The organism is Natrinema sp. 1APR25-10V2 (assembly GCF_031626495.1).
Classification (GTDB): Archaea; Halobacteriota; Halobacteria; order Halobacteriales; family Natrialbaceae; genus Natrinema.
Window position 1 is genome coordinate 23,901 of sequence record NZ_JAMQOJ010000003.1, and the last position, 13,954, is coordinate 37,854.

At 66.0% G+C, this 13,954-nt stretch carries 11 protein-coding genes; 5 read left to right on the forward strand and 6 right to left on the reverse strand.

The features are described from left to right. Positions 1-107 precede the first annotated feature (107 nt). From NDO75_RS09465 to NDO75_RS09475, 3 genes are read left to right on the forward strand one after another with little or no spacing between them, the layout of a single operon-like run. Positions 108-1,610: a hypothetical protein gene (locus NDO75_RS09465; protein ID WP_310905916.1), complete on the forward strand. Its 1,503-nt coding sequence runs from the start codon at positions 108-110 to the stop codon at positions 1,608-1,610. A gap of 1 nt (position 1,611) precedes the next feature. Next, positions 1,612-1,770 carry a hypothetical protein gene (locus NDO75_RS09470; protein ID WP_310905917.1) on the forward strand — a complete coding sequence of 53 codons (159 nt, stop codon included), beginning with the start codon at positions 1,612-1,614 and terminating at the stop codon, positions 1,768-1,770. Continuing rightward, positions 1,770-3,266, forward strand: coding sequence for an amidase (locus NDO75_RS09475; RefSeq protein ID WP_310905918.1), 1,497 nt, complete (start codon positions 1,770-1,772; stop codon positions 3,264-3,266). Before NDO75_RS09470 ends, NDO75_RS09475 begins: the two co-directional genes overlap by 1 nt. 32 nt (positions 3,267-3,298) lie before the next feature. Here the strand turns inward: NDO75_RS09475 and NDO75_RS09480 are convergent, their stop codons facing one another. After that, a complete protein-coding gene (locus NDO75_RS09480) occupies positions 3,299-4,084 on the reverse strand; it encodes an IclR family transcriptional regulator (RefSeq protein WP_310905919.1) in 786 nt (261 codons plus the stop codon). Positions 4,085-4,158: 74 nt separating this feature from the next. Next, entirely contained in the window at positions 4,159-5,625 is a 1,467-nt protein-coding gene (locus NDO75_RS09485; RefSeq protein WP_310905920.1) for an ATP-binding protein, read from the reverse strand. 261 nt (positions 5,626-5,886) lie between these two features. Here NDO75_RS09485 and carB point away from each other — a divergent pair, with 261 nt between their 5' ends. Then, positions 5,887-9,063, forward strand: coding sequence for a carbamoyl-phosphate synthase large subunit (carB, locus tag NDO75_RS09490; protein WP_310905921.1), 3,177 nt, complete (start codon positions 5,887-5,889; stop codon positions 9,061-9,063). A gap of 63 nt (positions 9,064-9,126) precedes the next feature. Here carB and NDO75_RS09495 read toward each other — a convergent pair whose 3' ends face one another. From NDO75_RS09495 to NDO75_RS09505, 3 genes are all read right to left on the reverse strand, one after another. Further along, positions 9,127-9,444 carry a PHP domain-containing protein gene (locus NDO75_RS09495; protein WP_310905922.1) on the reverse strand — a complete coding sequence of 106 codons (318 nt, stop codon included), beginning with the start codon at positions 9,442-9,444 and terminating at the stop codon, positions 9,127-9,129. Next, on the reverse strand, positions 9,441-10,139 hold the full coding sequence (locus NDO75_RS09500) for a CDP-alcohol phosphatidyltransferase family protein (RefSeq protein WP_310905923.1): 699 nt from the start codon (positions 10,137-10,139) through the stop codon (positions 9,441-9,443). Before NDO75_RS09500 ends, NDO75_RS09495 begins: the two co-directional genes overlap by 4 nt. 173 nt (positions 10,140-10,312) lie before the next feature. Then, positions 10,313-10,882: a GNAT family N-acetyltransferase gene (locus tag NDO75_RS09505; protein ID WP_310905924.1), complete on the reverse strand. Its 570-nt coding sequence runs from the start codon at positions 10,880-10,882 to the stop codon at positions 10,313-10,315. Positions 10,883-11,034: 152 nt separating this feature from the next. Between NDO75_RS09505 and NDO75_RS09510 the strand changes: the two genes are divergently transcribed. Continuing rightward, positions 11,035-12,177: a hypothetical protein gene (locus NDO75_RS09510; RefSeq protein WP_310906777.1), complete on the forward strand. Its 1,143-nt coding sequence runs from the start codon at positions 11,035-11,037 to the stop codon at positions 12,175-12,177. A 33-nt stretch (positions 12,178-12,210) separates the two neighbouring features. Here NDO75_RS09510 and NDO75_RS09515 read toward each other — a convergent pair whose 3' ends face one another. Next, positions 12,211-13,869, reverse strand: coding sequence for a hypothetical protein (locus NDO75_RS09515; protein WP_310905925.1), 1,659 nt, complete (start codon positions 13,867-13,869; stop codon positions 12,211-12,213). Positions 13,870-13,954: the final 85 nt, after the last annotated feature.

The following is a 13,954-nucleotide window of genomic DNA, read 5'->3' on the forward strand; positions in this document are numbered from 1 at the left end:
GTTTCGAACAATCGAACAAATACGCTCCATTATTTCTGCCTTTGTTGTCTTATATGCTGGAAAACACAACATTCATAACCAAGTGGTCTGTTGGCACACGTGGACGAATGCTCGAAGTGTACCTCTGGATCGGCCTCGGTTTATTCATGACCGTGGTCGCCGGACTGGCGTATCTCGGATGGACGAGGACGCAAAGCATGTCGGACTTCGCGATCGCGAGCGCGACGCTCGGTCCGTACGCCCTCGGGGCGGCGTTCGCCGCGACGTTCTTCAGCGCGGCGACGTTCGTCGGCTACGTCGGCTGGTCGTACAACTACGGCCTGTCGAACCTCTGGATGTATCTGGCGTTGATCGGCGCGTCGCCGATCGCGCTGATCCTGTTCGCGAAGCGAGTCCGCGAGATCAACGTGACCCAGAAGGCCCTCTCGCTTCCCGACTGGCTCGGCTCGTTCTACGGGAGTCAGTTCGTCCGCGTGTGGGGCGCGCTGGCGGTCATGTTCAACGTGTTCTACATCGCGGCCCAGCTCGATGCCGGTGCGCTGTTCTTCACCGTGCTGCTAGGATTCGAACAGGGAATCGCGCTCACCATCATCACGGTCATCGTGGTGCTCTACGTCATCGCCGGCGCGACCTACGCCGACATCTACACCGACGCCGTTCAGGCCGTCCTGATGGCGATTATGGGCGTGGTCATTTTCGTTTCGGCGTTCTGGATATTCGGGGGCGGCCCGATCGAGACGTTCTCGCACATCGAGGCCGAGATGGCTGCGTCCGATCCGTCGCTGCTCAATCCGATCAACCCCGAGTCGGCGATCTACTACAGCGGGTTCGCGATTCTCTCGATCTTCATCCTCGAGTTCGCGTTCTCCGCTCAGCCACAGCTGTTTAACAAGGTCCTGGCGCTCGACGATCCGCGGAACCTCCGCAAGATGATCGTCACTTACGTCGGCCTGACGATGTGTTTTCTTTTGACGATTCTCGGCGGATTCTACCTCCTCGCGCTCGACTCGGGGCTCACGACTGCCGATGAAGCCATCTTCGTGTACGCGATGGACTACCTACCCGCGATCGTCGCGGCCTTCCTCGGACTGGTCATCCTCGCGGCCGCGTTGTCGACGACCGACGGCCTGTTCATCGTGCTCTCGACGGCGGTCGCCAACGACATCTTCCTGAAGTACCTCGTCGAGGACGGCTACGTCGACATGGAAGCCGGGCGCGCCGACACCGTCTCCCGGTACCTCGCGCAGGGCGTCGTGCTCGCCGTCGGAGTCATCGCGTACGCCATTGCGTTGACCTCGCCGTTCAACATTGGGGAGCTGATCTGGATCGGTATTTCGGGGGTCGCGGCCGCGACGGTTCCGCCGATCATGTTCGGGATCTATTTCCCGAACTTCGTCACCAGAAAGGCGGCGATCGCCTCGATGATCGTCGGCGTCGTCGGCTACACCGTCATCACGTTCGTCTCGAACGCGCCGAGCGTGTTCGTTCGCGGCACCTACGGCCTGTTGTTGTCCTCGGCCGTGATGGTCGTTATCAGCGCTGCCACCGAACAGGAGGAGGGCGTCGCCGAAATAGCTGATACGACCGACGCGCCGATGGGGGGTGATTGAAATGGCAGCGATCATGTGGACGGTCTGGCTCGTCGGCGTAGCGCTCTCACTGGTCACGATCTACGCCCTGTTGCGCATCCTCTATGACGAGGAAAAAGCCGACCGAGCGCCGGGGCCGAACGCCGAGACCACCGGAACCAAACTGGAGGCAGACAACTGATGGACCGGCCGGATCTCGAATCGGTCGCTACTGACCTCGGGTTCGACCTTCCCAGCGACGCCATCGCGAACTGCCTCGCGGCCGCGGACGAACTCCGCGAGCGATCGACGTCGGTAGCGACCGCGACGTCGAGCGAGGGTTCGGTCGAGCGCCACGGTTCGCGGATCGACGACGACCACGGCGCCCTGCTCGACGGCTACGACGACCCCCGAGAGCGAGCGCCGGACCCGGATACTGATCGGCTGCTCGCGGGGACCACCGTCGTCGTGAAGGACAACATCGCGGCCGCCGGCCTCGAGCTGACCTGTGGCTCCGACGGGTTTTCCCACGTTCCCGACTTCGACGCCGCGGTCGTCGACGCGCTCCTCGAGAGCGGTGCCGGCCTGCTGGGCAAGGCGAACATGGACGCGTTCGCGTTCGGTCCCAGCGGTGAGTTCAGCCGCATCGAGGAGGTACGGAACCCCCTCGACGCGGCGCGGATCCCCGGCGGCTCCTCGAGCGGGAGCGGGGCGGCCGTCGCCGCGGGGACCGTCGACGCGGCTCTCGGAACCGACACCGGCGGAAGCGTTCGGATTCCTGCTGCTTGCTGTGGGATCGTCGGTATCAAACCGACTTACGGGACCGTCCCGACTCACGGCGTCGTCCCGTTCGCGCCGTCGCTGGACACCGTCGGTCCGCTCGCGCGGGACCTCGAGACCGCCGACGCAGTTCGGCGCAGTATCCAGGCCGCCGACCGGCGGGATCTGAAGACTGGTCCGTCCGAGTCCGCCGAATCGGCAGTCGATGTCGACGGCGGCGAGACGATCTCATTCGGCGTTCCCACCCAGTTCCTCGAGCGGTGTTCGGCCGCCGTGATCGAGCGATTCGACGCGCTTAGGGCCGAAATCGAGGCCGAGACCGACGCGACCGTCGAGTCGGTGTCGCTCCCGCTCGGTGTGATCGAGGAGGCCTACTTCCTGATCGGTTCGACGGAGTTCGCCTGGTACATCAGACAGCGGGGCACCGTCCGCGGCGTCGGGTCGACGTATTCGGAGCGCTGGTCGCGGGCGTTCGGCGAGTTCGTCGACGAACACGGGTTCAGCGATCACGTCGCCGAGCGCGTGCTTCCCGCGGCGGCGCTCGACTCCACCGAAGCCGGCGCGCCGTACGTCGCCGGCCGTCGCGAAGCGATGGCGTTCGACCGACGGCTACGGGAGTCGTTCGCGGCCGTCGACTGTCTCCTGTTGCCGACGATCCGTTCGCTGCCCCCCCGTCGGGGCGAAGTGACCGCACACGAGGGGGTCAACGACCTGCTCGGCAACACCGCGCCGTTCAATCTGACGGGGAACCCGGCCGTCTCCGTACCCGTCGATGCGGTCAACGGCCTTCCGGTTAGCGCACAGATCGTCGCGCCCCGCTACGGGGACGACTGCGCGGTCGCCGGCGCGGCACTCGTTAAGCGGGCTATCGGGCGTTCGACCGACCTCAAGCCGCCCGAGATCGACGTCAACGACTGATTCTGGCCCTTGCTGGCGGTCTGGTGGGCCGTCTACGGCGTCGAATCGACCGAGTGGGCGATGTTCAACTCCAGTTCGTTGGTCGTGCCGAGCAACAACGTCGCGATCTCGCGTTCCTTCTCTGGATCGGTAAAGCGGTTCGTCGGCCCGGAGATACTAAACGCGCCCACGACGGATCCGTCACGGCGTCTGACCGGCGCGCCGAACGCGGTCAGACCGGCGATGTGTTCCTCTCGGTTGACCGCGTACCCTTGTTCGCGGATCGTCGCCAGTTCCTCGTATAGCGTCGCCTCGTCGGTAATCGACTCAGACGTCACGGGGTCGAGCCTGCGCTCCTCGAGGATCTGCTTGACCCGCTCCTCGGACTCGAACGCGAGGATGGCCTTCCCAGCGGCTGTCGCATGCATGGGCATACGAGATCCGAGTTGCGGGGCTGTCTCAACGGCGTGGTCTCCCGTTGCTCGCGAGACACAGACGCCGTAGCCGTGCTCTTCGACGACGAACTGTGCCCGTTCATTCGTTTCGGCGGCCAGTTCCGTCGTCTTTTCGCGGGCCAACTGGACCGCGTCGCCACGGCTGCGGGCCGCCTCGGCCAGACCCAGAAACCGGAGTCCAACGGCGAACTCGTCGGCGTCACCGACGATGTACTCGAGCTGTTCCAGCGTTTTGAGGTGTCTGTGAACCGTGCTCTTGGCGATGTCAAGTTCGTCGGCGATCGTCGAGAGCGACGAGTAGCCGCGCTGTTGGAGATACTCGAGTATTTCGAACGACGTCGCCGTGGCGCGGACTGCGCCGACGTCGTCGGTACCGTTGGACATAGATCTGCTATTCGATCACGCTTCGAGCAGCATGAACGTTCTCCCCGCAGCCCTGCGGAGCGGCGCCGACTGGATTAACTTTCCTCGACCGAGACGACCAATCGAAGTCCGCCGGCTTCGCTCTCCTCGACCGCGATCGACCAGCCGTGTGCGTCGACGACCTCGTCGACGATCGCCAGACCGAAACCGGTGCCCTCCGCGGCGGTGCTGTACCCCGATTCGAGAATGTCGTCGCGCTCGTCCGGTGGGACGCCGGGACCGTCGTCGGCGATCGCGAATCCGCCGTCGATGGCCTCGATCGTCAGCGTTGCGTCGGTGCCAGCGTGCTCGCGGGCGTTACGGAAGACGTTCTCGAAGAGGACGAGCAGCCGATCCGCGTCGGCCTCGATCGTCGGTAACGACTCGTCGCGGACGAGCTCGATCTCCGGATCGACGGTGCGGTGGGCTTGGTCGATGACCGCGTCGAGAGCGACCGGTTCCGTCTCGGTCAACTGCTGCCCGCTGCGGGCGAGCGCGAGGACGCTCTCGATGAGGTCGTTCATCCGACCGAGCGCCCACGCGATCTCCTCGTGGTAGCGCTCGCCGTCGTCGTCGACGTGCGGTTCGAGGTTCTCGAGGTGGCCCGCGGCGAGGGTCAACGGGTTCCGGAGGTCGTGAGAGACGGTGCTGGCGAAGGCGTCGAGGCGGTCGTTCTGGCGCTCGAGTTCGCGTTCCCGTCGCTTCCGTTCGCTGACGTCGGTGTAGATCGCGTACTCGTAGACCTCGTCGTCGATCTCGGTCGCAAAGCCCACGAGGCGGAACGCGCCGCGACCCTCGGCCGTCAGTCGGTCCACGTCGGCCGTGACGACCTCCTCGAGTCCCACGGCGTCGGCGATAGCCACCGGATCGCCGTCGTCCGGAACGAGCACGTCGTCGATCGCGCTGCCGGTGATGGCCGATTTCGCGTAGCCGAAGGTCCCCTCGAACGCCGGATTGGCGTCGACGATCTGTTTCGTGCCGTCGTCACGCAGCACGATGATCGGATCGGGACTGTGCTCGAACACCGCGGCGAACCGATCGCGTTCGGTCCGGGGAGCCCACCGTTCTCGCTCCGGTCGGGGTCGGCCATCGGTAACAGGTTCGTCGCCGTCGGGAGTCGCGTCGCCGACCGTCTCGAGCTGGGCGAGCAGCCGCTCGATCGAATTCTCGCGATCTTTCGGGACGTATCCCGACAGGCCCGCCGTGATGGCGTCGCTGGCGAGCGTCTCGTCGCCGTCGGCGGTGTAGAGGACGAACGGGGCGTCCGCGAGGCCGTCAGCACGGATGCGTTCGTACAGCGACAGCGCGTCCGTCTCCTCGAGTCGGTACTCGGTGACGACGCACGGCCGTCCGTCGGCACCGACGAGTGCGTCTCGGAGGGCGGTCGCCGTTGCGACGGGTTCGACCGCGAGGTCGGCTGTCGTCTCGAGCTCGTCGGCGAGTCGCCGGCGGGCCTCGGGGTCCGGATCGGCGTAGATAACGGGTGGGAAGCGCTGAAAACCTGTGGTGCCGAACGCAGCCATCTAGTCGACTCGAAGGAGGGAACGAGCTATGATAAGCGATATGGCCAACGAGGGCGGTTATAGCCGTCAGAAACCGCGATCAGACGACGACTGAATGGTGGGAGAGGGTCACACTCACTCCGGAGAGATCGGCCGCGCGTGCTGGAAACCGGCGGTCCCTGAAATCCCCGCCCGCGGGTTCGAATTTCGAAAAGGCATTTCGAGATTCGTACTGTATCGTGGGGCTTATTACGATGTGCGAACTCCAATTCGACAAGACAAATGAGCACGGACACCGCCGCAGACAGCGAGACGGGGGACGGACGTACGATCCTCTTGATCGGGAGCGGCCCGATCCAGATCGGACAGGCCGCCGAATTCGACTACTCGGGCGCGCAGGCCTGCCGAGCGCTTCAGGAGGAAGGGGCCCGCGTCGTCCTCGTGAATTCGAATCCGGCGACGATCATGACCGATCCCGAGATGGCCGACCGGGTCTACATCGAGCCGATCACGACCGACGCCATCGCCGAGATCATCCGCAAGGAGAACCCCGACGGCGTCATCGCCGGCCTCGGCGGTCAGACCGGCCTGAACGTCACCGCCGAACTCGCCGAGGAAGGTGTGCTCGAGGAGTACGACGTCGAGATCATGGGGACGCCGCTGGACACCATCTACGCGACCGAGGACCGCGACCTCTTCCGCCAGCGCATGGAGAAGATCGGTCAGCCGGTTCCCGCCTCGACCACGATCTCGCTCGACGAGGGCGAGGAGGTCTCGGAACTGACCGAGGACGACCTGAAAGAGCGCGTTCAGGCCGCCGTCGACGAGGTCGGCGGGCTCCCGGTCATCGCCCGGACGACCTACACGCTGGGCGGATCGGGATCGGGCGTCGTCCACGAGATGGGCGAACTCCTCCGCCGCGTCCGCAAGGGCCTGCGCCTCTCTCGTAACAGCGAGGTTCTCATCACCGAGTCCATCGCCGGCTGGGTCGAGTACGAGTACGAGGTGATGCGCGACGCCGACGACTCGTGTATCATCATCTGCAACATGGAGAACATCGACCCGATGGGGATCCACACGGGCGAGTCGACCGTCGTCACGCCCTCGCAGATCGTTCCCGACGAGGGCCACCAGGAGATGCGCACTGCTGCGCTCGACGTTATCCGGGAACTCGGCATTCAGGGCGGCTGTAACATCCAGTTCGCGTGGCACGACGACGGCACGCCCGGCGGCGAGTACCGCGTCGTCGAGGTCAACCCCCGTGTCTCCCGCTCCTCCGCACTCGCTTCGAAGGCGACCGGCTACCCGATCGCTCGCGTGACCGCGAAGGTCGCGCTCGGCAAGCGCCTCCACGAGATCGAGAACGAAATCACCGGCCAGACCACGGCCGCGTTCGAGCCCGCGATCGACTACGTCGTCACCAAGGTTCCGCGCTGGCCCAAAGACAAGTTCGACGACGTCGACTTCGAGCTGACGACGGCGATGAAGTCGACCGGCGAGGCGATGGCCATCGGCCGCACCTTCGAGGAGTCGCTGCTCAAAGCGCTTCGCTCGAGCGAGTACGAGCCCGACGTCGACTGGGCCGAAGTCGACGACCAGGAACTCGAGGAACGCTACCTCTCCCGCCCGTCACCGGACCGCCCCTATGCGATGTTCGAGGCCTTCGACCGCGGCTACACCGTCGACGACATCGTGGAGCTGACGGGCATCTTCGAGTGGTACACCGAGCGCTACAAGAACATCGCCGACTCGACGCTCGCGGCCCAGGAGGGCGACTTCACCGAGGCCGCGATCACCGGCCACACCAACGCGACGATCGCCGCGGCCGCCGGCGCGGACGTCGACACCGTCGAGACCGAGGTGCCGGGTCGCACCTACAAGCAGGTCGACACCTGCGCGGGGGAATTCAAAGCCGAGACGCCGTACTACTACTCCTCGCGCAAAAACGAGTTCGAGAAGGGGCCGCTCATCGGCGACGCCGCCTCGGGCGAGCTCGAGGTCGACCGCGATCTCGAGAGCGTGATCGTCGTCGGCGGCGGCCCGATCCGCATCGGGCAGGGCGTCGAGTTCGACTACTGTTCGGTCCACGCGGTCCGCGCGCTGCGCGACCTCGGGATCGACGCCTACGTCGTCAACAACAACCCCGAGACGGTCTCGACGGACTACGACACCTCCGACGGGCTGTTCTTCGAGCCCATCACCGCCGAGGAAGTCGCCGACGTGGCCGAGGCCACCGGCGCCGACGGCGTGATGGTCCAGTTCGGGGGTCAGACCTCCGTCAACATCGGCGAACCGCTTGAGGACGAACTCGAGCGCCGCGGCCTCGACTGCGAGGTCATGGGAACGAGCGTCGAAGCGATGGATCTGGCGGAGGACCGCGACCGTTTCAACGCTCTGATGGACGAACTCGGCATCGCGCAGCCGGAGGGCGGCACCGCCTTCTCGAAGGAGGAGGCCCTCGAGCTCGCCCACGATATCGGCTATCCCGTCCTCGTCCGCCCCTCCTACGTGCTGGGCGGCCGCGCGATGGACGTCGTCTACAACGACGAGGAACTCGAGACCTACATCGAGGAAGCGGTCCGCGTCAGCCCCGAGAAACCGATCCTCGTCGACGACTTCCTCGCCGACGCGATCGAACTCGACGTCGACGCGGTCTCCGACGGCCGCAACACCATCATCGGCGGCATCATGGAACACGTCGAGAGCGCCGGCGTCCACTCCGGCGACTCCGCCTGTATGATCCCGCCGCGCTCGCTGGACGAGGAGACCCTGGAGCGCGTCCGCGAAGTCACCGAGGATATCGCCGCGGCGCTCAAAACGAAGGGGCTGCTGAACGTCCAGCTGGCCGTTCGCGACGGTGAAGTGTACGTGCTGGAAGCGAACCCGCGTTCCTCGCGTACCGTCCCGTTCGTCTCGAAGGCGACGGGCGTCCCGATCGCCAAACTCGCCGCGCAGGTCATGGCCGGCGAGACGCTCGAGAGCCTCGATGCCCAGGAGCAGATCCCCGACCACACCTCGATCAAGGAGGTCGTCCTGCCGTTCGACCGCCTGCCGGGCTCCGACCCGCGTCTCGGCCCGGAGATGAAGTCCACGGGCGAGGTCATGGGCACGGCCAGCGACTTCGGCACGGCCTACTGGAAGGCCCAGCAGGCCGCCGGCAACGCCGTCAGCGAGGGCACCGCCGTGGTCGACCTCGACGTCGACGGCTTCGACGAGCACTTCGACGTGACCGAGTTCGACGACGTGCCACAGGCCGTCCGCGAGGGCAAGGTCGACTTCGTCGTCAGCCGCGACCGCGACTCGCTGGAGATGGCCGTCGAAGAGGAGATCCCCTACCTCTCGACGGTCGCCAGCGCCGAGGCCTACGTCGAAGCCCTCGATAGCTTCGACGGTGAACTCGAGGTCGCCGCCGTCACCGACCGCCCGAAGCGGGCGGCCGAGTGGGGCACGTCGGAGTAACGCGGTCACGTCGGTTCGCGCCGGTTTTCGGTTTTCGTTCGTCGCGAGTCGCGGATAGTACCTCTACGTGATGATTCTCCACGTCGATCGGAGCACGAGGAGCACGAGTATTCCGATCGCCGCCACTCGCAACGCGCCTGCCAGGTGCCGTCTGTCCTTTGGTAAGAACTCCGCGATCCCGGAAAGCCCGACTGCGGTCCCGATGACGAGCATGCTGGCGAGACCGCTGTTGGTGACGACGATTCCGTCGAGACCGACGGCACAGGCTCGCCGGACCAGGTCTGCGGGCGGCGTCACGCCGTCGTAGGACGCGCTGGTGTGGACGTGAGGATCGATTCGGAGCGTTCGCGGCCGGCCGCCGCTCGCGGCGCGCCCCGTCATAGGTAGCCGAACTCGAGGGCGAGTGCGAGTCCGGCGGCGGCCACCGCGGCGAGACCGGCCAGTACGTGGCTGGTGTCGGTCTTGTAGGCCTTGTAATCGGAACCCATCAGCGGGCAGGCGATACAGATGGCGAGTCCGGCCAGCCAGCCGTTCCAGGCCCCGACGAAAGCGGCGAGGAAGTAGTTCGCGACGACGACGAGGTTCGTGTGGACGACGGTGGTGCCGTGATAGAAGCTGGCTCCGTCGTCGGAGCCGAACCCTTCACTGTTGTGTCGAACCAGTCGAAGCCCGCCGAACGCGAGGACGAGGAAGCCGACGACGAGGCTGGCGAACATACCCGGCGCGAGAACGAAGTGATACAAGAGCACTGCCGGCACCAGATACGCGAAGATGTCGATGAACGAGTCGACTTGCCGTCCGAACGGCGAGGACGTACCCGTCCGGCGGGCGTACCAGCCGTCGGCCTTGTCGAGACAGAACGCGCCGAACATGGCCAGCAGCGCCCAGTTCGGCTCCCCGCCGACGAACAGGAGCGCGCTCGCCCAGCCGACGAACAGCGCGCCGAGGCTGATGTAGTCCGCGCCGGTGAGCTGTTCGAACACGTTCGTCCTGTCGGCCGCCTTCGTGACCCGCCGGTCGGCGGGATCGAACCGGTTCCAGGCCCCTCGGATCGCCTCTCGCAGTTCTCCCGTCATTCGCTCGAGTGGAGCCACTGCAGCGATCAGTATAAACCTACTCCGAGAACTATTTACTTATGACTCGACTATATATCTGCTGTCGTCTACGTTCCACTCGATAACGATAGCCAGTCCCTGCGATTCGCGACGACCGACGCTAGAGCGCCTTTCGCTGTTCCACTGACCGCCCGCTACAGCGCTCGCGTCGCTCGATGCGTGAGAGGCCCCGCTCTAACGTACCGTCGACGACGACGGGGTTCGAAGCCGTGGCGCTCGAACAGTCGCCGGGACGGGCTGTTGTCGAGCGCGACGAGCGCGGTGGCTCGCCGGACCCCGCGTTCGCGCGCCTGCCGGCAGGCCTCGGCGACGATCGCCGTCGCGATCCCCCGGTTTCGGTGGTCGCGATCGACGAAGACGCGCCTGATGTAGGCTCCGTCGAACGCGAGCGTTCGCTCGAGCGGGTGAATCTCGTGAGCAGCGTCGACCGAGCAGAAACAGTAGCCTCGGAGCCGTCCGTCCTCGAGCGCGGCGATCACTCGTTCGTCGGGACGGAGTTCGTCGACGGGTGCGTCGAGCGGCGCTACCTGTCCGGGCTCGCAGACCTCGACCGAGAACGCCCCCGCGTCAGCGGTATCGAAGGTGGCTTGCTCGAGCGTCGCGACGTACTCGGTCATCACTGTCGCGGTGAGTCCCATTCGCGCGAGTGCGTCGTAGGCGGTACGACCGTACCGGTTTCGGGTCAGCCGCCAGAGTTCGGGCATCAGTCGTCTTTCACCGACGCTGGAATAAATAGTTAGTGCTGCAGGCGAGTCGGCACTCGTATTTACCGTTCGAATTTACGGCATCTCGTTATAGCTATATAGAATGCTGTATGGTCTTATAGGTGCTCGAGCGCTACCCCGGACCGCGACTCATGTCCGAACAGACCAGACGCGACGTGCTTCGGCTCGCGACCGCATCGACTGCCGCCGGCGCGCTCACGATCGGCTCGGCAGTGTCCGCACAATCGAACGACGGCGGCTGGGAGCAGGCCAAATCGCCGACCGGGAAGGCGCTCAACGACGCCGTCGACACCGCCGCGGGACCGTTCGCGGCCGGGGTAGACGGAAACGTCGTCGCGCGGCGGGACGACGGCTGGCAGAAAGTCGTCGCTTACGGTCCGCAGGCCCGGAGCCGTCGGCTGACCGGGATCGACGCCACAGACGATGGGAAAGCGGTCTGGTTCGTCGGCGGCAGCGGCGTTATCGGCGAGTACAACGTCGAGACGAAGACGCTGACGAACTACTCCGCACCGAAAGGGAAGACGAGCACCTGGGAGGACTGCGCCGTGCGCGGAACGGCCGGCGAGAACGAACGCCTCTACTTCGTCAACGGCTCCGGCGAATTGCTCGTCGGCGTCCGGCAGGACAGCGGCGCGATGAAGTACGAGGACGTGATCAAGCCCGGCGGCGGCTCGACGATTCCCGGTATCGATTTCCACTCGCGGAAGGCCGGTCACGTCTGTTCGACGAGCCAGTTCGTCGCGGAGTCGACCGACGGCGGGAGCACGTGGGAACAGATCGGCATCGACTTCGCTGGCGGCGCGTTCTTCGACATCGCGAGCCGCGGCCCGAAAGACGTCAACGTCGCCGCCGGCTCCGGGATCATCTACCGCTACGATGGCTTCCGCTGGACGCCCCACGTCGTCGACGACCAGCGTCGCGCCGTCCGCGCCGTCGATCGTGACGGGGCCGCCGGACTGGCTGCCGGCGACGGCGGCACGCTGTTCGAGCGCCAGTCCGCGGGGCAGTGGCGCCAGTACCAGCCCATCGTCACATCGAAACTCCGCGGCGTTTCGACGGGCACGTCGTACGACGTCGCGGTCGGCGATGGCGGCACCATCGTCGAACGGCCAGTCGGCGGAACTGACGCCGAAACCGGCGGCGGGAACACGACCGAGAACGACACGAATTCGACGACGAACGCGACGGCGCTCTCGATGGACGCACCCACCGCGGAGCCGCTCTCCGTGGAAAACTACGTCGAGGGGACGTGGATCGACGATCGGCAGCGCTGACGTCCCTGACCGCGGTGGAAACCCGGCACTGGCTCACTCGAGGGCGTACCAGTCGAACCGCTCGACCGCGTAACGGTAGGAGACGACCGGCGCGACCAGTCCGCCGAGCAGGACGGTCCAGGCACCGATCGTGATCGCGCGAGCGGGGACTGTCACCGCGGGCAGCGGCGTCCACGCCGACAGCGACGACAGCAGGCCCGCGATCAGTTCGGGGGCCTCGAGGTAGAGGACGACCGCGGCGACGGCGGGGAGCACGATCGCGAGCGTGTAGACGACGAAGGACGTCTTGCTCGGCATCACCGCCTCGCGGTTGTTCGTGACGTTGACGCTGCCAAAGCGGGGGAACGCCGTGCCGACGCCGGTCGCCAGCGCCGGCGTGACGACGGCCCCGACGGTCGTGCCGGCGACCAGCGCGGCGGTTCGCTCGAGCGAGAGCGGGCTCACGATGCCGAACGCCAGCGAGACGACGAGCGCGAGCGGGACGCCGACGAGCGCACCGGCGAGAACGCGGCCGCGGATCGCCTGCCGCCCGGTGAGCGTCGAGGTCAGCACGGCCGGCAGGGCCGGCCCGAGATCGCCAAGCGGGTTGAGCGTGAACAGTACGCCGGCTGCCCAGATGGCGTACAGGCAGAACAACACGGCCATGAACGACGGCACCGTCCCGGTCTCGATGATCTGTTGGGCGAAGCCGATCGCGCCGAACAGCGGATAGGCGGCGTAGGCGAGCCGGATCGGTGCGCGCTTCGTGCGACGGATCGCGGTCACCGTCACGGTCCGAACCGGCCGCGAGACCGCACCGGAGAGCAGTCCGGCGAGCCGATCCGACGGCGTTTCCTCCTCGATGACTTCGTCCTCGGTGCGCGCCGGGTCCGAGAACCAGTGGAGCCGCGCGGAGGGAATCGCGACTGCGACTGCGAGACCCGCTGCGAGCGCCGAGCCGACGAGCGCACCGACGAGGCCGGTCACCGACGGCTCGAGGCCGGGGAGTCCGAGGAGCAGCACGTGGCCGGGCCAGCCGAGCGGGCTCGATTGTAACGCGGTAAACAGCGTCCCCAGGACCGTCTCGAACTCGCCAGTCACGAACACGCCGAAGTAGACGATCCAGAACGCGACGAACAGCAGGGTCCGGTACTGCGCGATCGGTTCGTAGACGGTGAGCAGATGCCGGATCCAGACGCCGAGGACGAAGCCGACGGGAACGGCCGAGACCAGAACGAGCCCGATCAGCGCCGGAGCGGCGATCGCCGGGAGCACCGTTCCGGCGCCGTAGGCGAACGCGGCCGCGAAGACGATCGACACCGGAAGCAGCCAGATCGCGAAGAGGACGATCTCCGTCGCGATAACGCCGACGACAGTGTTTCGGACCGTCGTCGACAGGAGGAGAAACGCCGGCTCGTCGACGTCGGCGACCGCCGTCACCGTCCGCATGACCGTCATGAGGATCAGAAAGAGCCAGATGACGGCAGTCCCGCCGGTCACGTAGTCGGACACTATCTCGGCGTTGGCTGCGGTGATGCCTCCGGCCGCCTCCGCTCCCAGTTCCGGGAGGATAAGCAGACCGACGGCCGTGATCGGCCCGAACACGAATAGGCCGACCGCGATCATCGTGAGCAGTTTCGTCCGATCGCCTGCCACCGCTCGGATCGTTCGTCTGAGTTCCGTGCTGGCGATCGCCGCGGACGCGTATCCCATCAGCGATCACCTCGAGTCGACTGGAGTGTACGTCTCTGTGCGGGGTCCATAGTCGGAGTCGCGTCGTGTGGTCAGTAAACTGTTT